The organism is Arthrobacter humicola, assembly GCF_022803015.1.
GTDB lineage: Bacteria > Actinomycetota > Actinomycetes > Actinomycetales > Micrococcaceae > Arthrobacter > Arthrobacter humicola_A.
Window position 1 is genome coordinate 72,327 of record NZ_JAFKON010000012.1, and the last position, 22,929, is coordinate 95,255.

Here is a 22,929-nt window from a genome sequence, read left to right on the forward strand (position 1 = left end):
GGAAATATTGCCTGCAATCGAAGTGGCGGGCCTATTTCGGTTCACCTACCGGCGCTCCAACTGTCAACTCTTTCAGGGTCCGGTGAACTGTTACGCCCCAATAGGTGAACGTTAGCTGAACCGCTGCCCGAATCGCAGGAGATTTCGGTTTCGGTCACGTGGCAGAGCATAAGCTGGAGCCGTGGATCCAATGCTCATCGGCGTGATCGCCGGCCTGATCGGCCTCTCGTTTGGCATGTTCGGCGTACTCGCGTTCCGGGTCAGTGAGCAGCAGCGGCATATTGTCGATGTCGACGTCGATGACCCCTCGCTGCCCGAGGGGGCCGCGGAAGTGCTCGCCGTCCTCGGCCGCGCGTTCGTGGTGGTGGATGCGATCGACGGCGTGGTCCGCGCCAGCCCCGCCGCCTACGCCTACGGCCTGGTCCGCGGGCACACGGTGGTCCACCAGCAGCTGCTGGAACTGACGGCCAAGGTGCGGCGGGACGGCGTCATCCTCGAACAGCAGCTGGAACTGCCGCGCGGCCCGCTCGGCCAGGGCACGATCGTTGTCCAGGTCCGGGCCGCCGTCATCACGGAGGAATATGTCCTCCTGCTGGCCGATGACCGGACTGAATTCACCCGCACCGAGGAAGTCCGCAACGACTTCGTCGCGAACGTCTCCCACGAACTGAAGACACCGGTCGGGGCGATCTCCCTCCTGGCCGAGGCACTCGAGTCGTCCGCTGACGACCCCGAGGCGGTGAAGCGGTTCGCCAAGCGCATGCACAAGGAATCGACACGGCTTGCGGCGCTTGTCCAGGACATCATTGAACTCTCCCGGCTCCAGGGCGCCAACGTCGCGCAGCAGGGCCGCCCGGTGGACATCAACCTTGTGGTCAGCGAGGCCGTGGACCGCTCCGTGCTGCCGGCCGAGAGTAAGAACATCCAGCTGGTGGTCGGCGGGCACGCCGATGCCCTGGTCTACGGCGACCAGGACCTTCTCGTAACCGCCCTGCGCAACCTGATCGATAACGCCATCCGCTACTCGCCGGAGAACACCAAGGTGGGCGTGGGCATCCGGGCCAAGGACGGTCTCGTGGCGGTCTCGGTGACGGACCAGGGCGATGGGCTCAGCGCCGAGGACCAGGAGCGCGTCTTTGAGCGCTTCTACCGTGTGGATGCTGCCCGCTCGCGGCAGACCGGCGGCACCGGTCTTGGCCTGAGCATCGTCAAGCACGTCATTTCCAACCACGGCGGCGAGGTGACCCTGTGGTCCCGGCTCGGCCAGGGTTCCACGTTCACCATTCGACTTCCCGAGATAGAAGGGCAGGACGACGGGGACGTCCCCGAGGCGGGCAAGCCCGCTGCCCAAACTTCCAGTCGGGACCCCAGACCGCAACGACGTGACGCCGCAGGCGTCCATGAGCAAGGAGCTACCGCTTGAGCAGGATTCTGATTGTCGAGGACGAGGAGTCCTTCAGCGACCCCCTGTCCTACCTGTTGGGTAAAGAAGGCTTCGAAGTGGAGGTGGTGGACAACGGACTGGACGCCATCACCGAATTCGACCGCAACGGCGCCGACCTCGTGCTCCTGGACCTGCAGCTGCCTGGCCAGTCCGGCACCGAGGTCTGCCGCCAACTCCGGCAACGCTCCGGGGTGCCCGTGATCATGCTGACGGCCAAGGACTCGGAAATCGACAAGGTGGTGGGGCTAGAACTGGGTGCCGACGACTATGTCACCAAGCCCTACTCCTCGCGGGAACTCGTGGCCCGGGTCCGGGCCGTCCTGCGGCGCCAGAGCGAGCCGGAGGAGCTTGTCTCCACCACGGTGCAGGCCGGTCCTGTTCGGATGGACATTGAACGCCACGTGGTCAGCGTCGGGGGCGAGCAGGTCGCCTTGCCGCTCAAGGAGTTCGAGCTGCTGGAGATGCTGCTGCGGAACTCCGGCCGGGTCCTGACCCGCGGGCAGCTGATCGACAGGGTCTGGGGCTCCGACTACGTCGGGGACACCAAGACCCTCGACGTCCACGTCAAGCGGCTGCGCAGCAAGATCGAGCCGGATGCGTCCGCGCCGCGGTACCTGATCACGGTCCGGGGGCTGGGCTACAAGTTCGAGCCCTAAAGGTCGGAAGAGGCAGCCCGGCGGCCGCTGCTGCCGGGCCGCTGCAGCCCGACTGCCCTGCTGCCGGGCCGCTGGAAGTCCGGCGCAGTTGTACATCAGGGGACACACAAAAGGAGGGGCACCTGCAGGTGCCCCTCCTTTTGCAATAGGTCCAGCCGTTGAAGCTAGTGGCCGGCCGTGCTGCTCGGCGTCGGTGTGGCCGTCTCGGTCGGCGTAGCCGCCTCCGTCGACGTGGCCGTGCCGGACCCGGTGGGCGCCGGCGTCGGCAGGTACGACTTGTAGTCGACGATCGTGCCGTCCATGACCGGAACCGTGAACTTGGCTTCCTTGTTGGTGCCGTTCTCGGAGATGGTGACCTCGAGGACGGCGCCTGGCTTGGCGCCGGCCGGGGTCAGGATCGCGGCGTCGGTGGAGTCGTTGAGCATGGTGTAGGAGTTCTTCTTGACCGGAACCTGGGTCTGCGAGCCCTCCGCACCCTTGATGGTCAGCACCACGTCGTTGGAGGAGGTATTGTACACGGCGCCGATCACACGGCCCGGCTTGTCCTCGCCATCGGAGACGATGATGAAGTTGCGCAGCTGCAGCGCACCGAGATCCGTCCGGGTTCCGTCCGAGGCCGCGTACTGCTCCGTGGTCTGCTGGGCGTTGATGTAGCCGCAGCCGGTCAGGGACAACAGGCCGATGCCAAGTGCAGCCGTTGCCATTGCCAGCTTGCCGCGCTGGCCCCGGTTCATCGCAGTGAAACGCACGTCACGCACTCCTTGAGAGTCTTGAAACATTATTCAGCCATAGCCTAGCCGCAATCGGCCGCAAACAAGGATTCGGCGACTACACACAAGCGCGGCCACGTGTGCTCCTCCGGCGACGGGTCCCGGCTCGGCGGGGGACGGAAACCTCTTGGCAGTTAGGGCCGCAGGCACTATTATCCGCATTCGTCAAGGGGTTTGAGGGGGCGGATTGCGGCCATTTCCCCCGGATTCATGCGGTTCCAGGCACCTTTTGATGCCAGTTGTATGCCTTAATCGTGATAAACTGGTCTGCGGGAAAGGGGAATGTCCACATGGTTTTTGAGGTCGGCGAGACAGTAGTTTACCCTCACCACGGTGCAGCCAAAATTGAAGAAATCAAGATGCGCACCGTCAAGGGCGAAGAGAAGATGTATCTCAAGCTCAAGGTGGCTCAGGGTGATCTGACCATTGAAGTTCCAGCAGAAAACGTTGACCTGGTAGGGGTTCGGGACGTAGTGGGCAAGGAAGGCTTGGAGCACGTGTTCGATGTGCTGCGGGCCGAGTTCACTGAAGAACCCACCAACTGGTCGCGTCGCTACAAGGCAAACCTGGAAAAGCTTGCTTCCGGTGACGTCATCAAGGTAGCCGAGGTCGTCCGTGACCTCTGGCGCCGTGATCACGACCGGGGTCTCTCCGCGGGAGAGAAGCGCATGCTGGCCAAGGCCCGTCAGATCCTGATTTCGGAACTGGCACTGGCTGAGAAGACTGATGAAGAGAAGGCTGCAAGCGTTCTCGACGAGGTCCTGGCTTCCTAGCACAGGGCCGGCCCAACAGGGCCGGCGCAGATTAAGAATCGAACCCCGGTGGCGTCAGCCGCCGGGGCTTCTTTTTGCCCTTTTCAGCGGCCGCCCCCTCCGTTGCGCTATCAGTTGAGGTCCCTTTGAGTTGAGCGCTCCAGGGCAGCCACAACCAGGGCAACGGGATGGTCCGAGGCGCGGGGACGTAGTCTTGTGCCCATGGATACTGCACCGACGAATACGTCACAGGCGAATACGTCACAGCCCGGTCCCGCCACGGCGGTCATAGTTGTAGCCGCCGGCTCCGGCCAGCGCCTGGGCTACGGCATGCCGAAAGCAAAGGTGCCTCTCGGCGGGGACACCATCCTCACCCACGCCCTTCGCGGTGTGGCGGCTGCCGGGATCGCACAGCAGATCTGCATTGCGCTCCCCCCGGGTGACACTGAGTTGCGGGCGCTGTGCGAGGCCTTCACGCAGGAGCTTGCGGCCGGGCAAGCCGGAGCAGCGTCGGGCAACGGCGTCCGGGTTCCCGTCGTGACGGTCGTCGACGGCGGTGCGGACCGCGCCGATTCAGTCCGCGCCGCGATGGCGGCCCTCCTGCCCGATATCGAATCGGTGCTGGTCCACGACGCCGCCCGGGCGCTGACGCCTGAAGCCGTCTTTCACCGCGTGGCAGCGGCGCTCGGCGCCGGTGCATCGGCCGTCATCCCGGTGATACCGGTCGTCGACACCGTCAAGACCGTGGAACCGACCACCGGCGACGGCGCCGCGGTGGCCCCCGAGCTGGTCACCGGGACGGCGCCCCGGGAGTCGCTCCGCGCCGTGCAGACACCGCAGGGATTCGCGCTGAGCACCCTCAAGCGCGCCCACGAGGCTGCCTCCGGGTTCGACGCCGGCCAGGCCGCCCTCGTCACGGACGACGCGATGCTTGTGGAGCTCATCGGGGTCCCGGTCCACGCTGTACGCGGCGCCAGCCAGTCCCTGAAGATCACCACGCCCCTGGACCTGATCCTGGCCGAAGGCCTTCTTGAAGGACCCCTGGGCTTGCGCTGGGTGGAGGGATGAGCATGTCCGCCAACCCGCCAGTCGTTCCCCCGGTCATTCCCCGGACCGGGATCGGCATCGATGTCCATGCCTTCGCCGCCGAGGAGGAGCCGCAGCCGCTGTGGCTCGGCGGCCTCTTCTGGGAGGGGGAGCGGGGTCTGTCCGGCCACTCAGACGGCGACCCCGTGGCCCATGCCGCCGCCGACGCGCTCTTCTCGGCCTGCGGGATCGGGGATCTGGGCACGCACTTCGGTACGGACCGTCCCGAATATGCCGGAGCATCCGGCGTGACCCTGCTGGCCGAGGCCGCCAGGATTGTTCGCGCCCACGGATTCGAAATCGGCAACATCGCCGTTCAGTTCGTGGCGAACCGGCCAAAGTTCGGCCCGCGGCGGGAGGAATCCCAGCAGGTCCTCAGCGCTGCTGCCGCGGCGCCGGTGAGCGTCACGGCCACCACGAGCGACGGGCTCGGGTTCACCGGCCGCGGCGAGGGGATCTCAGCCGTGGCTACAGCGCTCGTGTATCCGGCAGGCTAATCACCGCAGGTTAAGCACGGCAGGCTAATCACCGCAGGTTAAGCACAGCCGGCCCCGGTCCCCTACGCTTGAGGGAAGACCCAAGCGAGACACCCGTTCCGAACTGCCAGGAGACCTGCCGTGAAGAAGCTGCTGACCGCCGTCGTACTCGTGGCAGGGACCATGCTGAGCGGCTGTGCCGCCTCCACGACAACGCCCCAAACGCCTAGCGCCACTCCGAAGCTCAGCGTCGAGGAAAGCTGTAAGTTCCTCAACACCGACACCTTCGTGCCCTCCGGGAGCGCGAAGGAGCAGGCAGGGCAGATTGGCCAGCACTACCAGGAGGTTGCGGACAAGGTAGCGCCGGAGGTGGGCGCCCCGATCCAGCAGATGGCCGAGATTATGAAGCAGGTTGCGGCGAGCCCTACGGGAACCAAGACGGATCAACAGACGGCCCAGCTCACGGAGCAGATCAACAAGATCGGCCAATACTGCAAGTAGGCCACTGCACCGGCCGTCTCCGGCGGCTGGCCTGCCGGCCTGCGCCGTGCCGGCCTGCGCCGTGCCGGCAAAGCCGCGGGTCAGGCCCCGGAGCGCCATCGGCTAATCTGGAGCGGTGACCCTGCGCTTTTACGACACTGCATCCGCCGAAGTCCGCGACTTCGTCCCCCTGGTACCTGGCAAGGTGAGCCTGTACTACTGCGGAGCCACCGTCCAGGGCATGCCACACGTCGGCCACATCCGCTCGGCCATTGCGTTCGACCAGCTGACCCGCTGGTTGCAGTACCGCGGTTTCCGGGTGACGGCAGTCCGCAACGTCACCGACATCGACGACAAGATCCTTGCCAAATCGGCCGCCTCGTTCGGCGCCGACTTTGAAGACGAGCCAGGAGCCCTCCGCAACGAGGAATGGTGGGCCCTGGCCTACCGCTACGAGCAGGAATTCCTCAAGGCCTATGACACCCTGGGCGTCTCCCGCCCCACCTATGAGCCCCGCGCTACCGGCCACATCCCGGAAATGCACACCCTCATCCAGCAGCTGATCGACCGAGGCCACGCCTACCCGGCTCTGGACGACTCCGGCGACGTCTACTTCGACGTGCGTTCCTGGTCCAAGTACGGCTCGCTGACGCGGCAGAAACTCGACGACATGCAGGGCGCCCCGGACGCGGACCCCCGCGGCAAGAAGGACCCCCGCGACTTCGCGCTGTGGAAGGGCTACAAGGACGGCGAGCCGACGACGGCGAGCTGGTCCTCCCCGTGGGGCGCCGGCCGCCCGGGCTGGCACCTCGAATGCTCGGCCATGGTCACCAAGTACCTCGGCACCGAGTTCGACATCCACGGCGGCGGCCTGGACCTGCGCTTCCCGCACCACGAAAACGAAATGGCGCAGTCCCAGGCGGCGGGCCACGGCTTCGCGAACTTCTGGATGCACAACGGCATGGTCACCTACGCCGGCGAGAAGATGTCCAAGTCCATCGGCAACACCGTCAGCCCGGCCGAAATGCTCGAACTCGCCCCGGCCCGCGTGGTCCGCTACTACCTCGGCCAGGCGCAGTACCGCTCGGTCCTGGACTACCAGCCGACGTCGCTGCAGGAGGCGGCCGCCGCCGTCGAACGGATTGACGGGTTCATCAGCCGCGCAAGCCGGGTCCTGCCCGACCCGGGACCGGATGCATCCGCTGGTTCTGTCCCGGAAGCTTTTGGGGTGGCCATGGACGATGACCTCAACGTTCCGCAGGCACTGGCAGTGCTCCACGAGACCGTCCGTGCCGGCAACACGGCTCTCACCGACGGCGACCTCGACGCCGCGGGTCTGGCGCTGGCCAGCGTCACCGCCATGCTGGACGTCCTCGGCCTCAACGCCACCGCAACGCCGGCGGCCGACGACCAAGCCAACACCGCACTTGGCGTCCTGGTCGAGGCTCAGCTGGAGGCGCGCGCCCACGCCCGGGCCGCCAAGGACTGGGCAGCGTCCGACGCCATCCGGGACACGCTGGCCGCAGCCGGCGTCGTCGTCGAGGACGGCCCGGACGGGGCGAGCTGGAGCCTGAAGCGCGGCTAAACCCCCGTTGCCGGCGGCCGGTGAAGTGGGCCGCCGTCGTCCCTTCCGGGCCACCCCGAAATCGTGGATTTTACTCGAGTCAGTAGACTGGAGGTCAGACTTGTCAACGAATCGCGTATTTAAAGGGTGAAACTCATGGCCAACAACGGTCGCCGCTCGGTCAAATTGAAGAAGGGCCCCTCCGTCGGAACCGGCGGTCACGGCCGCAAGGCTCTGGAGGGCAAGGGCCCCACGCCGAAGGCGGAGGACCGCCCCTACCACAAGGCGTTCAAGAACAAGCAGCTCGCCGAACGCTCCGAGGCCAAGCGCGCCAGCGGAAGCCGCACTACCAGCGCCGCCGCCCGCACCGGCCGCTCCGGTCCCAAGGGTCGCGCCACCGAAGAGGTCGTCACCGGGCGCAACTCGGTGGTCGAAGCCCTGCGCGCCGGTATCCCGGCCAAGGCCCTGCATGTCGCAGTCCGCATCGAAATGGACGACCGCGTCAAGGAATCCCTGAAGCTGGCCGCCGAACGCGGCATCCCGCTGATGGAAACCGGCAAGCCCGAGCTCGACCGGATGACCGACGACGCCATCCACCAGGGCCTCGTGCTGCAGATCCCGCCGTATGAATACCAGGACGCGTACGAGCTCGCCGAAGAAACCCTCGAGGCCTGGAAGAAGGGCCACGTAGCCAACGCCCCGCTCTTCGTCGCGCTCGACGGCATCACCGATCCCCGAAACCTCGGCGCGATCATCCGCTCCGTCTCGGCTTTCAGCGGCCACGGCGTCGTAGTCCCGGAGCGCCGCTCCGTGGGCGTCACCGCCTCGGCCTGGAAGACCAGCGCCGGTGCCGCCGTCCGCGTCCCCGTCGCCCGCGCGGCCAACCTGAACAACACGCTCAAGGCGTTCAAGAACATGGGGATCTACGTCCTGGGTCTCGACGGCGACGGCGACGTCTCGCTGCCCGAGCTCACCCTGGCCACCGAACCGGTATGCATCGTCGTCGGGTCCGAGGGCAAGGGCCTGAGCCGCCTGGTCCGCGAAAACTGCGACCAGATCGTCTCCATCCCGATCGACTCCGCCATGGAATCCCTCAACGCCTCCATGGCCGTCGGCATCTCCCTCTACGAAATCTCCCGCCAGCGCGCCGCAAAGTAGTCCTCGAGCGGCCGCAGGCGGCCTTACTCGGTTCTGGTCGGCGATGCGCTCCTTAGCAAAACTCCGGTCCCGTCTCCGACGCTCCCTCACCTTTGGTCGTAAAACGTCAAACGCTCCCTCACCTTTCGCGGTAAACGGCTAAGCGCTCCCTCACTTCTTGTGGGGGAGCGCTTCGGTTAAACGTGCGAAACGTGGTGGAGCGTTTCCGTTTAACGTGCCAAAAGTGAGGGAGGGTTTTTGGCTGAACCAGCCCGGCGGTTGGTGACCGCGGGACGTAACCATTGCGAACTTGGCCGATAGTGACTTAGAACTTGTGGCGGTTGGCCAGGACCGGGAGTTTAGTGCGGGCTTCCAGGACGGTGGCGGTGTCCAGGTCGGCAAAGAGAAGGCCGGGGGCGCCGTCGAGCTCTTCGAGGACGTCGCCCATGGGGGAGACCACCACGGAGTTCCCGACGCCGGTGGGGGCGGAACCCTTGACCGGGTGACCCACGCTGGCGGGGTCGCCCTGGCCGCAGGCGAGAATCAGGGTGGTGGAGTCCAAGGCGCGGGCGCGGGCCAGGAGCTTCCACTGCTCGGCCTTGCCGGGGCCCGAGCCCCAGGAAGCGCACACAATGTTGACGTCGGCGCCGAGGTCCGCGTTTTCCGTGAACAGGTCCGGGAAACGGACGTCGTAGCACGTGGCGAGGCCGAACGTCACGCCGTCGAGCTCGAAGGTGACGGGGGCCGTGCCGGCGTCAACCGTGTCCGACTCGGCGAAACCGAAAGCATCGAACAGGTGGATCTTGTCGTAGCTGGCCTCGAGGCCGCGGCCGGTGACCAGCAGGGTGTTGCGCACCTTGGCGCCGTTGCCGGCGGTGCCGGGAGTGAACATGCCGGCGACGATCACCAGGCCGAGCTCTGCGGCGAGGTCACGGACGCGGGATGCCCACGGGCCGTCCAGCGGCTCTGCGATATCCAGGAGCGAATTGCCGAAGGCCCGCATGGTGGCTTCCGGGAATACCACGAGGTCCGCGCCGCCGGCCTTGGCCTGGCGCGCGTAGGCGTCCACGAGGTCCAGGTTTGCGGCCACGTCACGGCCGGTAATGATTTGGGCTAGTGCAACGCGCACAATTACCTCCAACTCGGCGCTCCATTACAGTATGCAGTGCGGCGGTCCGTACACTGCAAAACGTCATGAAAACGAAAACGGGGGCCATTTGTCTGGCCCGGCTAAGCTTTAAGCAATGGTTATGTCTTACATAGATACCGCTTCCACCGTAGACGCTTCGCGGGCGTTTCCGCTGGGGATCAGCGTTCCACATACCGGGTCGCCGGCAGTGGACGATCCCCGGGGCGCGTTCGCCAACGTGGCCGTCTACGCGCCCGGCGTAACCACGCTGGAGATCGAATATCAGGCGCCCGGGGGAACCTGGCAGGTGAAGACCCTGCCCAACGTCACCGACGGCGTCCACCACGGAATTGTTGAGGGCATTCCCGCCGGCTCGCGCTATGGCTTCCGGTCCTCCCCGGAACACGAGGCCCTCCCGCTGTCCATGCCCGCCACGGATTTCGATGCCGCCGGCGAGCAGCCGCTGCTGATGGACCCCTACGGCCGGGCCGTCGACGAACGCGATGAGCTGATCACCAGCGTCCGGGTCGCTAACGACTTTGACTGGGGTCTGGACCGCAGCCCGCGGGTCCCGTGGCGCAACACGATCGTTTACGAGGCCCACGTCCGGGGCCAGACGAAGCTGCACCCGGATATTCCGGAGGACCTGCAGGGGACGTACGCCGGGATGGCCCACCCGGCCATGATCGAGCACCTGATCTCGCTGGGCGTCACGGCCGTCCAGCTCCTGCCCGTGCATTTCCACGTGGACGAGCCGCACCTGCAGCAGCTCGGGCTGACGAACTACTGGGGCTACAACACGGCCGCGTTCTTCGCCCCGCATCCCGGCTACGCCACCGAGGCCGCCCAGGCCGCCGGCGCCCACGCGGTCCAGGACGAGTTCAAGGGCATGGTCAAGCTGCTGCATGCCGCCGGGCTCGAGGTCATCCTCGACGTCGTGTACAACCACACCGCCGAGGGCGGCACGGACGGTCCCACCCTGAGCTTCCGCGGCCTGGGCGAAATGCAGTACTACCGCAACGACGGCCACGGCAGGTACGTGGACACCACGGGCTGCGGCAACAGCCTGAACTTCGGCGAACCCCGCGTCGTGCAGCTGGTGCTGGATTCCCTGCGCTACTGGGTGAGCGAGTTCCACATCGACGGGTTCCGCTTCGACCTCGCCGTCACGCTGTGCCGCAACAGCGCCAACGAATTCGATCCGAGGCACCCCTTCCTCGTCGCAGTCGGAGCCGATCCGGTCCTGTCCGGCGTCAAGCTGATTTCCGAACCCTGGGACGTGGGCTACGGCGGCTGGCAGACCGGCCGGTTTCCCGCCGGGTGGGTGGACTGGAACGATCATTTCCGCGACGCCGTCCGCAGCTTCTGGCTCGCCGACCGCGCCGCGATCGACGGCGGTGGCAGCGGCGGCCCGGTGGCCCGCCTCGCGGACGCCCTCTCTGGTTCCGCCCGGTTGTTCGAGTCCTCGGGCCGGTCCCGGCTTGCCTCGCTGAACCTGATCACGGCCCACGATGGCTTCACCCTGGCCGACCTGACGGCCTACGACCGCAAGCACAACGAGGCCAACGGCGAGCAGAACCGGGACGGCCACGGCGATAACCGCAGCTACAACCACGGTTTCGAGGGCCCCACTGAAGACGGCGACATCCTCGCCCGGCGCGCCCAAAGCAGGCGGAACCTGATGGCCTGCCTGATGATTTCCCAGGGCGTACCCATGATCACCGCCGGGGACGAGATCTGCCGGACCCAGCAGGGGAACAACAACGCCTACTGCCAGGACAATGCACTGACCTGGATCGACTGGACCAGCACCACGGAATCCCATGCGATGCTGCGCACCACCAAGCGCGTCATCCGGCTGCGCAAGGAGTTTCTGGCCAGCCAGCCGCATGATTACCCGGCGCGTGACAACCAGTCCTACTTCCACTGGTTCGATGTGGACGGCCAGCCCATGTCCGCCGACACGTGGCATGACCCCGGCCACCGGGTGATCCAGCTCCTGCTCGGGTCCGACGACGGGCACGTCGACGGCCTCGTGGTGGTCAACGGCGGCGCCGACGACGTCAAGGTCACCTTGCCTCGGCTGAGCAATGAGGACGGCACCGGGCACCGGCTCTTCGAACTCCGCGTGACGACGTCCGAACTCCATGACCGGCGTCAGGGCGCCCGCGTCGCCTCCGGTGAGCGCGACCTCGTCCAGGCCAACACGATCAATATCTACCGCACCTAAATAATTCGAGATTAAGGACCCCATGAAGATTTACTCGGCAGAGACCTGGACCATCGAAGAACTCACGGCGCAAATCGGCGACGCCGGCCGGCGCGCCCTGGTGGTCCCCGCCGCCGACACCAAGCAGGCGGTCCTGGACACGTTCGGCGAGCTCCTGGATGTCCCGGAGGACTACGGCACGGACCTGGATGCCCTGCACGATTCGCTGCACGACGTCGCGGATGCCGTGACGGACGACGGCGAGGCCCCCGTCACGTTCATCTGGCAGGTGCCTGCCGCGCTCCGCGCGGACCGCTCCTTCGGCGTCATCTGCGAAACGCTGCAGGACGCCGAAGGCTACGCCGGCAAGAGCCTGGACGTCATCGCCGTCTGCCTCTAAAGAGAGCCAGCACGCCACGCGGTGACGGTCAGGCCGCGGTGACGGTCAGGCGTTGACGATCAGGCCCAGCTCCGCTTTTGAGGCCAGGGCACCGTTCTTGGGGAGCACACGCACGGTGTAGCCGAAGGACCCCGAACGGTCGATCACCAGCGTGCCGCTGAAGAGGTGCCGGCCCTTGCCGAGGTCTTCGGCGGCCTTGAGCTCCGCGACCGTGATGTCCGTCAGCTCGTCGGTGTCCTCGGCCCGGCCGTAGGCCACCTCAACATAGACGTCGTCCGGTGAAAGCTCACGCAGCGCCACGTACGCATTTACCTGCAACAGATCGCCGATCTGCGGGTCCTCGGAGACCCCCACCGAGTCGACGTGTTCGACCTGGATGTGCGGCCATGCGGCCCGGACCCGTGAGCTCCATGCCGCCAGGGCCTTGGCCTGGGCGTAGTTGTCCGCCACAGCGTGGCGCCCTGCGATCGCGGCGGGCCGGTACAGGACGTTGACGTAGTCCCGGAGCATCCGTTCCGCGGAAACCGCCGGGCCCAGGTGGGACATGGTGTGCTTGATCATCGAAACCCAGTGCGTAGGAACGGCCTGCGGGCCGGGCTGGGACGGTCCGGCAGCGCCCGCGGCGTCGGACACGGTCAGCCCGTAGAACCGCGGCGCAACCTGCGTTTCGAGCAGCTCGTACAGTGCCGCCGCCTCGATGTCGTCGCGTTCCTCCGGGGAGGCGTCGTTGTTGGCCGTCGGAATCGCCCAGCCGTTCTCGCCGTCGTACATCTCATCCCACCAGCCGTCCATGACCGAGAGGTTCAGCGAACCGTTCAGGGCAGCCTTCATGCCGGAGGTACCGCAGGCCTCCAGGGGGCGCAGCGGGTTGTTCAGCCACACATCGCAGCCGGGGAACAGGGTCCGGGCCATGGCGATGTCGTAGTTGGGCAGGAACGCGATCCGGTGCCGCACGGCGGGGTCGTCGGTGAACCGGACGAGGTCCTGGATCATCTTCTTGCCGGCGTCGTCCGCCGGGTGGGACTTCCCGGCGATGACCAGCTGGATGGGGTGCGTCTTGTGCAGCAGCAGCGCCTTGAGCCGGTCCGGGTCGCGCAGCATCAGGGTCAGCCGCTTGTAGGTCGGCACGCGGCGGGCAAAGCCGATGGTCAGGACGTCCGGATCCAGGACGGAGTCCGTCCACGCCAGCTCGGCGTCGGCCGCGCCGCGCTTCTTCCACGCGGCCCGGAGCCGGCGCCGGACATCCTCCACCAGGGACACCCGCATCTCCCGCCGCAACGCCCAGAGGTCCTCGTCGGTGACGTTGTAGGCCAGGTCCCACCGGCCCTGCGCCTCCGCCTCGGCACCGAACTGGTCCCGCGCCAGCGCGGCTATGCGGGGGTCCACCCAGGTGGGGACGTGCACGCCGTTGGTGACGGAGGTGATGGGGATTTCAGAGTGGTCGAAGCCCGGCCACAGGGCGGAGAACATCCCGCGCGAGACCACGCCGTGCAGTTTGGCCACACCGTTGGCCCGCTGGGCCAGCCGCAGCCCCATCACGGCCATGTTGAACACGAACGGGTTGCCGTCGGCGAAGTCCTCGCGGCCCAGGTCCAGGATCTTGGCCACCGGGACGTCCGGGGCGAGGCCGGCTTCGAAGAAGTGCTGAATCTGGGAGATTTCGAAGCGGTCGATCCCCGCCGGCACCGGCGTGTGGGTGGTGAACACCGTGGACGCGCGCCCGGCGGCCAGAGCCTCCTCCCAGCTCAGCGGCGCCGCGCCGGACATCAATTCCTGGATCCGCTCGACGCCGAGGAACCCGGCGTGGCCCTCGTTGGTGTGGAAGACCTCCGGCGCGGGGACGCCCGTGAGCCGCTGGAACTCCCGCAGCGCCTTGACCCCGCCCATGCCCAGCAGGAGCTCCTGCTGCAGCCGGTGGTCTCCGCCGCCGCCGTACAGGCGGTCGGTGATGCCGCGGGCGGCCTCGTCGTTGCCCGGAACGTTGGAATCCAGCAGCAGCAGCGGCACACGTCCGACGTCGGCCCGCCACACGTGCGCCAGCAGGCGCCGTCCCTGGGGAAGCGGCAGCGAGATCTGGACCGGTTTGCCGTTGCCGTCCGGGGAGGCCTCGCGCAGGAGCGTCAGGGGCAGCCCGTCGGGGTCGAGGACCGGGTACGTTTCCTGCTGCCAGGCGTCCCGGGAGAGCGACTGCTTAAAGTAGCCGGCCTGGTACAGGAGGCCGACGCCGATCAGCGGCACGCCAAGGTCCGAGGCCGCTTTCAGGTGGTCCCCGGCCAGGATGCCAAGGCCGCCCGAGTACTGGGGCAGGACCTCGGTGATGCCGAACTCCGGCGAGAAGTAGGCGATGCATGCCGGCGCGCCGTCGCCCAGGCTCTGGTACCAGCGCGGCTGTTCCAGGTACCGGTCGAGGTCATCGGCCGCGGCGTGGACGCGCCGCACCACGTCCTGGTCCGCGGCGAGGCGCTGCAGCTCTTCCCGGCTCACCAGGCCCAGGAAAGTCACGGGGTCGTGGGCGCTCTCCGCCCAGATCCCGGGGTTGAGCCCCTCGAAAAGCTCCCGGGTGGGCCGGTGCCAGGACCACCGGAGATTGGTGGCGAGCCGGGCCAGCGGCCGGATCGACTCCGGGAGTACGGTTCGGACGGTAAATCTGCGGATTGCCTTCACCTGCGAAACACTAACGGACAAGTCGGTGCCCCGGAACTGCTTTAAGATTCTTTCCCGTAAATGACGGATATCACTCCGACCAGAACCGGAAACCTCCGGAAAACGTTCGAGGCCTTAGCATTCTGGCCGTTTTGTAGATAACGTCGAGGCTGTGACGAATAACTCGCGAACCAGCGCCGTGTCCAAGCAAAAGCCCAAGGCCCTGATCACGGATGGCCTTCGATTTGGCCGCTTTCCGATCACCGCCGTGCAGCCTTCGGTGGAGGGCGGAAAGTTTCCCGCCAAAGCCGTCGAGGGCCAAACCATTGTCGTGGGAGCCACCGCGTTCCGGGAGGGACACGACCAGCTCGGGGTCAGCGCCGTCCTGCTCGACCCCCGCGGCAAAGAGCGGCAGCGGGTCCGCCTCGCCCCGCCGCCCGGCCCCCGCGGAATGGGCACGGACCGCTGGGAAGGCCTCCTGACCCCGCCCGCCACTGGCAACTGGTCCTTCGTCATCGAGGCCTGGCACGACCGCTACGGCACCTGGCACCACAACGCCGAAGTCAAGGTGGAGGCCGGCATCGACGTCGAGCTCATGCTGTCCGAAGGTGCCGCCCTGCTGGCCGAAGCCTCCGAAGACGCCTCCCGCCCCTCCGGTGACCGCAGAACGCTGCGGATGGCCGTCGTCGTCCTCTCCGACACGTCCCGGACACCCGAGGAACGCCTCGCCGCCGGCTTCGGCGCCGACGTCGCCGCCGTCGTCGAACGCCAGCCCATCCGCGAACTTGTGACGGTTTCCGAGCCTTACCCGCTGCTGGTGGAGCGAAAGCTTGCCGGAGCCGGCGCCTGGTACGAATTCTTCCCCCGCTCCGAAGGTGCCGTGCGCAACCACGACACGGGGGAATGGACCTCCGGCAACTTCCGCACCGCCGCGCAGCGCCTCGACGCCGTCGCCGCCATGGGCTTTGACATCATCTACATGCCGCCGATCCACCCGATCGGCGGCCAGCACCGCAAGGGGCCGAACAACACCCTGATCGCCGGACCGCACGATCCCGGTTCGCCATGGGCCATCGGATCCCACGAGGGCGGCCACGACGCCATCCACCCGGATCTGGGCACCTTCGAGGACTTCGACGCCTTCGTGGCGCGGGCCGGTGAGTTGGGACTCGAGGTGGCCCTGGACCTGGCCCTGCAGGCCGCGCCGGACCACCCGTGGGTGCAAAGCCACCCGGAATGGTTCACCACGCGCGTCGACGGCACTATTGCCTACGCGGAGAATCCGCCAAAGAAATACCAGGACATTTTCCCGCTGAATTTCGACAACGACCCCGCGGGGCTGTCCAATGAAATTCTAAGGATTGTGATGCTCTGGGTCAGCCACGGCGTCAAGGTGTTCCGGGTGGACAATCCGCACACCAAACCCGTGTGGTTCTGGGAATGGCTGATCGGCAAGGTCAATAAAAAGCACCCCGACGTCGTCTTCCTCGCCGAGGCGTTCACCCGCCCGGCCATGATGCACGCTCTTGGCCGGGCCGGCTTCCAGCAGTCCTACACCTACTTCACCTGGCGGAACACCAAGGAAGAACTGGAGACGTACTTCCAGGAGGTCAGCCACGAGTCGGCGGCCTACTTCCGGCCGAACTTCTTCGTCAACACCCCGGACATCCTCACCGAATACCTGCAGTTCGGCGGCCCGGCGGCCTTCAAGATCCGTGCGGCCTTGGCCGCGACGGCAAGCCCCATCTGGGGGGTGTACGCCGGCTTTGAGCTTTACGAACACGTGGCGCGTCCCGGCGCCGAGGAGTACATCGACAACGAGAAGTTTGAGTACAAGGCCCGCGACTGGGACGCGGCGGCAGAATCGGGGCGCACCCTGGCCCCGTATCTGACCCGGCTCAACGCGATCCGGCGCGCGCACCCGGCCCTGGGGGATCTGCAGAACCTGACGATGCACCAGAGCTCGGACAGCTCCACCGTGGTGTACTCCAAGCACAAGACCCTCGCGGACGGGACCAAGGACACCCTGATCATCGTCGTCAACGTGGACCCGCACGGCACCCGGGAGAGCACGGTGTCCCTGGACCTGCCGGCGCTGGAACTGGACCCGGAGAACTTCACGCACAACGGCCGTTTCATGGTTGATGACCTGCTGACCGGCGAGAGTTGGGAATGGGGGGAGTACAACTACGTCCGCCTGGACCCGCACCTCGAGCCCGTTCACATCCTTAGCATCCGGAGGTAGTGCCAGTGAGTTTTAGCCCGCAGAACCCGAGCCAGCACTTCAGCCCGAGGGGGAGCTTTGAATTGAATGCCCCGGGCCTCCAGCACGATCCCCTCTGGTACCGCAAGGCGGTCTTCTACGAGGTCCTCGTCCGGGGCTTCGCCGACGGCAACGGAGACGGCTCGGGCGACTTCCACGGCCTGATCGAGAAACTGGACTACCTGCAGTGGCTCGGGGTGGACTGCCTCTGGCTCCCGCCGTTCTTCCAGTCACCGCTGCGCGACGGCGGGTACGACATCTCGGACTACAACTCCGTGCTGGACGAGTTCGGCACCATCAGCGACTTCAAACGGCTCGTGGCCGAGGCCCATGCCCGGGGCGTCCGGGTCATCATCGACCTTCCGCTGAACCACACCTCCGACCAGCACCCGTGGTTCCAGGAGTCGCGGAAAGACCCCGACGGTCCGTTCGGCGACTTCTACGTCTGGAGCGACACAGACGAGAAGTACGAAGATGCCCGCATCATCTTCGTGGACACGGAGGAATCCAACTGGACCTTCGACCCCATCCGCCGGCAGTTCTTCTGGCACCGGTTCTTCAGCCACCAGCCCGACCTGAACTTCGAGAACCCCAAGGTCATTGACGCGCTCTTCGACGTCGTGCGGTTCTGGCTGGACCAGGGCATCGACGGCTTCCGGGCCGACGCCATCCCGTACCTGTTCGAGGAGGAGGGCACCAACTGCGAGAACCTGCCGCAGACCCACGAATTCCTCCGCCAGCTGCGCCGGATGGTCGATGAAAGCTACCCGGGCCGCGTGATCATTGCCGAGGCCAACCAGCCGCCCGCCGAAGTGGTGGAGTACTTCGGCACCGAAGAGGAACCGGAATGCCACATGGCGTTCCACTTCCCGATCATGCCGCGGCTGTACTACGCGCTGCGGGACCAGAAGGCAGCACCCATCATCGAGACGATGAAGGACACGCCGGACATTCCCGAAGGCGCCCAGTGGGGCACGTTCCTGCGCAACCACGACGAACTGACGCTGGAAATGGTCACTTCTGACGAACGCGCCGCGATGCTCGGCTGGTACGCGCCGGATCCACGCATGCGCGCCAACATCGGCATCCGGCGCCGGCTGGCCCCGCTGCTGGATAACTCCCGCTCCGAGATCGAGCTCATCAACGCCCTGCTGCTGTCCCTGCCCGGCAGCCCGTTCCTGTACTACGGGGACGAGATCGGCATGGGGGACAACATCTGGCTCGAGGACCGTGACGCGGTCCGCACCCCGATGCAATGGAACCCGGACCGGAACGCCGGGTTCTCCCACGCCGACCCCGGCAAGCTGTACCTGCCGGTGATCCAGTCGCTGGTCTACAACTACAGCATGGCGAACGTGGAGGCCGAGGCCGCCCATTCGGGGTCCCTGTTGCGCTGGACCAGGCAGATCCTGAGCGTCCGCAAGAACCACCCCGCCTTCGGACTCGGCGGGTTCAAGCACGTGGAGGCTGACCACGACGTCGTCCTGGCCTATCTGCGTGAACTCCCCGAAGGCAACGCTGCCGGCGCGGACGCCGAGACCATCCTGTGCGCCTTCAACCTCTCCCAGCACCCCGTGGCGACGACGCTGCGCGTGCCCGGCTTCGCCGGAAGGGGCCTCCGGGACGTCTTCGGCGGCCAGGCGTTCCCGGGCATCGGCGAGGACGGAACGCTGACTCTGACCCTGGGCAGCCACGATTTCTTCTGGTTGCGGATCCGTTCCGCCGCCTCCAACCCGGCATCCCCGTTCACGCAGGCGATGCCCGTCCTGTCCATCGAGGGTTGAGATGACGCGACCAGCCCTTCCCCCGGCCTTGAGCGGACTGCTTGGCGCCTGGCTGCCGCGCCAGCGATGGTTCCCTGTCAAGACCGCCGAGTTCACCTTCGAACCGGCGGGCGGCCTGCGCCTGGAGACCGGCGCCGGCGGGGCCACGTTCGAGGTGTTGCTGGTCGCGGTGTCCTACCCCACGCCCGGCGGCAGCCGCACCGACGTCGTCCAGGTGCCGCTCAGTTTCCGGCCAGAACCCCTGCCGGGGGCAGAACGCGCGCTGATCGGCGAACTTCCCGGAACGCGCGCTGATGCAGCCCACCAGTGGGTGTACGACGGCGTCCACGACGCGTCCTTCGTCGCCGCCTGGCTGGAGCTCATGCGGCACGGCGCAACGACGCCGTCGGGCAACGCCACCGGCCACCTGGTGGAGTCCGGCTACAGCCTTCCGTTCGCAACAGGCAAGGTCAAGGTACTCTCGGGCGAGCAATCGAACAGTTCGGTGATCGTCGACGACGAGGACGGCGGCACAGTCGCCATCGTGAAGTTCTTCCGGGTGCTGTCCGAAGGCCAGAATCCCGAGGTTGAAATCGGTGCGGCGCTGACTGCGGGGCACACCGCGGAGGTCCCGGCAACCCTTGGCTGGGTGGCCGGCGAGTGGGAGGTGCCGGCGTCCGCAGCAGGGGCGGAGCCGTCGGGAACCGCCCGTCCTGCCACTGTCCGTCCCGCCTCCGGCGAACTCGCTGTTGCGCACGAATTCCTCGCCGGCGGGCTCGATGCGTGGCGGCTCGCCGTGGACGCGGCCAGCCGGGGGATCGGGTTTGCTGCCGAAGCCCACGCGCTGGGCGCGGCGACAGCCACCGTGCACCGCAGGCTCGCCGAGGCCCTGGGCACAGCCGCCGAATCTGCGCCGGGGCAGGACATCGCGCCGGGAGTGGCCGAGCGCGTCCGTCAGTCCTGGGCCCAGGCCGGCCAGGCCGTCGGGCCTTACGAAGAAGCCCTGGACGGTCTCCTCGGCCGGCTCGAGGGCACCAGCGCCGGCCCGCTCCAGCGTATCCACGGCGACCTCCATCTCGGGCAGATCCTGCAGGTGCCCGGCAGCATGGTCCCGGGCGAGCCGGGGGCCCCACCGCGCTGGGCCATCCTTGACTTCGAGGGCGAGCCCCTGCGCCCCATCTCCGAGCGCAACTTCCCGGACGTCGCTCTTCGCGACGTTGTCGGCATGCTGCGGTCCTTCGACTACGCCGCCGGCGCCGCCGTCCGCGAAAACCCTGGAGCCGTGGTGCCCGGGACCTGGGTGGATGGCTGCGCTGAGGCGTTCCTGGCCGGCTACGCCGACGTCATTCCCGGCAGCATCGACCGCGACTCGCCGCTCTTTGTGGCGCTGTGGCTCGACAAAGCCCTCTACGAAGTCATCTACGAACTAAGGAACAGGCCGGACTGGCTCTCCATCCCGGTGAACGCATCGCGTCGTCTCCTCGGCAGTACAGGTTCCGGCGTCGCCGCCGAAGCCGCAGCGGAAGGTATAAAAATGACAGGATCAGCACGTATCGATCGGCCCGGCACACCACTGCCCGTGGATGGCGAGACCCTTGCGAGGGTCTCCAGCGGCGAACACCACGCGCCCCACTCGGTCCTCGGCGCCCATCTCGATGACCATGGCCATGTCACCATCCGGACGGTCAAGCATCTGGCGGAAGCGGTCTCGGTCGTGACGTCGGCAGGTTCGACGCCCATGACGCACGAATCGAGCGGCGTATGGGTGGCCGTGATGGAGCCGCTCGAGCGCGGCCATGTGCCGGATTACCGGCTCGAGGTGACCTACAAGGACCACGAGCCCCAGATCATGGACGACCCCTACCGTTACCTGCCCACCGTCGGCGAAGTAGACCTGCACCTGATCGGTGAGGGCCGGCACGAGCGTCTGTGGGATGTCCTCGGCGCGCATGTGCAGCACTACAAGTCCTCGCTTGGCGACGTCGACGGCGTGTCCTTCGCCGTCTGGGCCCCCAACGCTCAGGCAGTCCGCGTCAAGGGTGACTTCAACGGCTGGGACGGCCGCGAACACTCCATGCGTTCCCTCGGTTCCACCGGTGTGTGGGAAGTCTTCATTCCCGGGGTTGTAGCAGGGGCGTGCTACAAATTTGAACTCAGGACCCGGCACGGATACTGGGTGGAAAAAGCGGACCCGCTGGCCTTCGGCACCGAGGTCCCGCCGCTGACGGCATCCCGGGTGGTGGAGCCCTCTTACGTCTTCAAGGATGCCGAGTGGATGCAGGCCCGCGCCGCCCGCGATCCGCACAACTCGGCCATGAGCGTCTACGAGGTCCACCTCGGTTCCTGGAAGGTGGGGCTGGGCTACCGCGAACTGGCCAAGGAACTCGTGGAATACGTCAAATGGCTCGGCTTCACCCACGTGGAGTTCATGCCCGTGGCCGAGCACCCCTTCGGCGGCTCGTGGGGCTACCAGGTCACCTCGTACTTCGCGCCGACCTCGCGCTTCGGGCACCCGGACGAATTCCGCCACCTCGTTGACGAACTCCACCAAGCCGGCATCGGCGTCCTCCTCGACTGGGTCCCGGCGCACTTCCCCAAGGACGAGTGGGCCCTGGCCCGGTTCGACGGCGAAGCACTATACGAGCACGCCGATCCCAACCTGGGCGAACACCCGGACTGGGGAACACTGATCTTCGACTTCGGCCGCAGGGAGGTGCGCAACTTCCTGGTGGCCAACGCCCTGTACTGGCTCGATGAGTTCCACATCGACGGGCTCCGCGTGGACGCCGTCGCCTCCATGCTCTACCTCGACTACTCCCGCGAAGAGGGTCAGTGGCAGCCAAACCGCTTTGGCGGCCGCGAAAACCTGGAAGCGATCTCCTTCCTCCAGGAGGTCAACGCCACGGTCTACAAAACCCACCCCGGCGCGGTCATGATTGCCGAGGAATCCACCGCATTCCCGGGCGTCACGGCACCCACGAGCGGCGGCGGCCTGGGCTTCGGCCTCAAATGGAACATGGGCTGGATGCACGACTCGCTCAAATACATGGCCGAGGACCCGTACAACCGCCGGTGGCACCACGGCACCATCACGTTCTCGATGGTCTACGCCTTCACGGAAAACTTCCTGCTGCCCATCAGCCACGATGAAGTTGTGCACGGCAAGGGCTCCATGCTGCGCAAGATGCCCGGTGACCGGTGGCAGCAGTTGGCAAACCTGCGCGCATTCCTGGGATATCAGTGGGCCCACCCGGGCAAGCAGCTGATCTTCATGGGCACCGAATTCGGCCAGGAAGCGGAGTGGTCGGAGCAGTACGGCCTGGACTGGTGGCTCGCGGACATCCCGGCGCACAACGGCATGCAGCTCCTGACCAAGGATCTCAACGAGCTCTACCGTTCCACGCCGGCGCTGTACGAGCGGGACAACCAGCCCGAAGGGTTCCAGTGGATCAATGGGGGAGATTCGGACCGCAATGTGCTGACGTTCATCCGCCGCGACGCCGACGGCAACCCGCTGGTCTGCGCCGTGAACTTCTCCGGCGGCCCGCACACGGACTACCTCCTCGGCGTCCCGACCGCCGGCGAGTGGCAGGAAGTGCTCAACACCGACGCCGCCAGCTATGGCGGTTCCGGGGTGGAGAACACTGGAACCCTGACCGCGACGAAGGACGGCCTGGACGGACAACCGGCCATGCTCACCGTCACCCTGCCTCCGCTAGGGGCCGCGTACTTCAAGCCGCTGGGCTAGGAGCTAGGCGCAGCGCCCGGGCAGCAGGTCTGGCGCGCGTGGGGAAGTGTTTGCGAGAGGCCCGGAATCCCCGTGATTCCGGGCTTTTCTGCACCGTCTTCGGCGCCGCTTTGTCAGCCGGTCCAAGTGGTGGTAGAGTTTATTTCCGCGCTGCTCCCCGGAGTTGAACGGCCACCAAGACCCAGAAGCCTATGGCAAGAATGAGTCTGGATCGCCGATTTGACTAGGGTGAAGCGGCCGGGTAAGTTTGAAAAGTTGCTCCGGAGCGATCCTTGACTGATTGTTGGTTGTGGTGGTGCCGGGTGTGTCTGTTGTTTGAGAACTCAATAGTGTGCCAAGTTTGTTGATACCAATTTATTGTATTGAATTGGTTGAATTTGCCGGGCCCGCCACCCCGTGGTGTGGTCTG

16 protein-coding genes are annotated in these 22,929 nt (G+C 66.5%); 13 read left to right on the forward strand and 3 right to left on the reverse strand.

The window, feature by feature from the left end:
• The first annotated feature begins 190 nt into the window (after positions 1-190).
• Positions 191-1,423, forward strand: a complete 1,233-nt coding sequence (locus tag ARTB_RS18800; protein WP_028276349.1) for a sensor histidine kinase — start codon at positions 191-193, stop codon at positions 1,421-1,423.
• Complete coding sequence (locus tag ARTB_RS18805; protein ID WP_028276348.1) at positions 1,420-2,100, forward strand: response regulator transcription factor; 681 nt, start codon at positions 1,420-1,422, stop codon at positions 2,098-2,100. Before ARTB_RS18800 ends, ARTB_RS18805 begins: the two co-directional genes overlap by 4 nt.
• A gap of 164 nt (positions 2,101-2,264) precedes the next feature.
• On the opposite strand, the gene ARTB_RS18810 is transcribed toward ARTB_RS18805, so the two are convergent.
• The gene (locus tag ARTB_RS18810) at positions 2,265-2,834 is read right to left on the reverse strand and encodes a hypothetical protein (protein ID WP_243181867.1); all 570 of its coding nucleotides are present in this window, start codon (positions 2,832-2,834) and stop codon (positions 2,265-2,267) included.
• 326 nt (positions 2,835-3,160) lie between these two features.
• Between ARTB_RS18810 and ARTB_RS18815 the strand changes: the two genes are divergently transcribed.
• The 6 genes from ARTB_RS18815 to rlmB all read left to right on the forward strand — a co-directional run bounded on the left by ARTB_RS18815 (position 3,161) and on the right by rlmB (position 8,386).
• Positions 3,161-3,643 (forward strand): CarD family transcriptional regulator, encoded by a 483-nt coding sequence (locus ARTB_RS18815; protein WP_026266570.1) that lies wholly within the window; start codon positions 3,161-3,163, stop codon positions 3,641-3,643.
• Positions 3,644-3,844: 201 nt separating this feature from the next.
• On the forward strand, positions 3,845-4,690 hold the full coding sequence (ispD, locus tag ARTB_RS18820) for a 2-C-methyl-D-erythritol 4-phosphate cytidylyltransferase (protein ID WP_243181855.1): 846 nt from the start codon (positions 3,845-3,847) through the stop codon (positions 4,688-4,690).
• Positions 4,687-5,205 (forward strand): 2-C-methyl-D-erythritol 2,4-cyclodiphosphate synthase, encoded by a 519-nt coding sequence (gene ispF, locus ARTB_RS18825; RefSeq protein ID WP_243181856.1) that lies wholly within the window; start codon positions 4,687-4,689, stop codon positions 5,203-5,205. The genes ispD and ispF overlap by 4 nt, the downstream gene beginning before the upstream one ends.
• Positions 5,206-5,325: 120 nt before the next feature.
• Positions 5,326-5,685, forward strand: coding sequence for a hypothetical protein (locus tag ARTB_RS18830; protein WP_079552067.1), 360 nt, complete (start codon positions 5,326-5,328; stop codon positions 5,683-5,685).
• 115 nt (positions 5,686-5,800) lie between these two features.
• Positions 5,801-7,249: a cysteine--tRNA ligase gene (gene cysS / locus ARTB_RS18835; RefSeq protein WP_243181857.1), complete on the forward strand. Its 1,449-nt coding sequence runs from the start codon at positions 5,801-5,803 to the stop codon at positions 7,247-7,249.
• A 135-nt stretch (positions 7,250-7,384) separates the two neighbouring features.
• Positions 7,385-8,386, forward strand: coding sequence for a 23S rRNA (guanosine(2251)-2'-O)-methyltransferase RlmB (rlmB, locus tag ARTB_RS18840; protein ID WP_028276342.1), 1,002 nt, complete (start codon positions 7,385-7,387; stop codon positions 8,384-8,386).
• Positions 8,387-8,690: 304 nt separating this feature from the next.
• On the opposite strand, the gene ARTB_RS18845 is transcribed toward rlmB, so the two are convergent.
• Complete coding sequence (locus ARTB_RS18845; protein WP_243181858.1) at positions 8,691-9,494, reverse strand: carbon-nitrogen hydrolase family protein; 804 nt, start codon at positions 9,492-9,494, stop codon at positions 8,691-8,693.
• A 115-nt stretch (positions 9,495-9,609) separates the two neighbouring features.
• On the opposite strand from ARTB_RS18845, the gene glgX reads away from it, so the two are divergent.
• Both glgX and ARTB_RS18855 read left to right on the forward strand, forming a co-directional pair.
• A complete protein-coding gene (gene glgX / locus ARTB_RS18850; RefSeq protein ID WP_243181859.1) occupies positions 9,610-11,724 on the forward strand; it encodes a glycogen debranching protein GlgX in 2,115 nt (704 codons plus the stop codon).
• Positions 11,725-11,746: 22 nt separating this feature from the next.
• A complete protein-coding gene (locus ARTB_RS18855; RefSeq protein ID WP_079552073.1) occupies positions 11,747-12,103 on the forward strand; it encodes a barstar family protein in 357 nt (118 codons plus the stop codon).
• A gap of 45 nt (positions 12,104-12,148) precedes the next feature.
• On the opposite strand, the gene glgP is transcribed toward ARTB_RS18855, so the two are convergent.
• The gene (gene glgP, locus ARTB_RS18860) at positions 12,149-14,767 is read right to left on the reverse strand and encodes an alpha-glucan family phosphorylase (RefSeq protein WP_243181860.1); all 2,619 of its coding nucleotides are present in this window, start codon (positions 14,765-14,767) and stop codon (positions 12,149-12,151) included.
• A 151-nt stretch (positions 14,768-14,918) separates the two neighbouring features.
• Here glgP and ARTB_RS18865 point away from each other — a divergent pair, with 151 nt between their 5' ends.
• Genes ARTB_RS18865 through ARTB_RS18875 form a run of 3 tightly spaced genes read left to right on the forward strand, consistent with a single transcriptional unit; the run spans position 14,919 to position 22,520 of the window.
• Positions 14,919-16,991, forward strand: a complete 2,073-nt coding sequence (locus ARTB_RS18865; protein WP_243181861.1) for an alpha-1,4-glucan--maltose-1-phosphate maltosyltransferase — start codon at positions 14,919-14,921, stop codon at positions 16,989-16,991.
• A 5-nt stretch (positions 16,992-16,996) separates the two neighbouring features.
• Positions 16,997-18,793 (forward strand): maltose alpha-D-glucosyltransferase, encoded by a 1,797-nt coding sequence (gene treS / locus ARTB_RS18870; protein ID WP_243181862.1) that lies wholly within the window; start codon positions 16,997-16,999, stop codon positions 18,791-18,793.
• A gap of 1 nt (position 18,794) precedes the next feature.
• Positions 18,795-22,520, forward strand: a complete 3,726-nt coding sequence (locus tag ARTB_RS18875) for a 1,4-alpha-glucan branching enzyme (protein ID WP_243181863.1) — start codon at positions 18,795-18,797, stop codon at positions 22,518-22,520.
• Positions 22,521-22,929 lie beyond the last annotated feature (409 nt).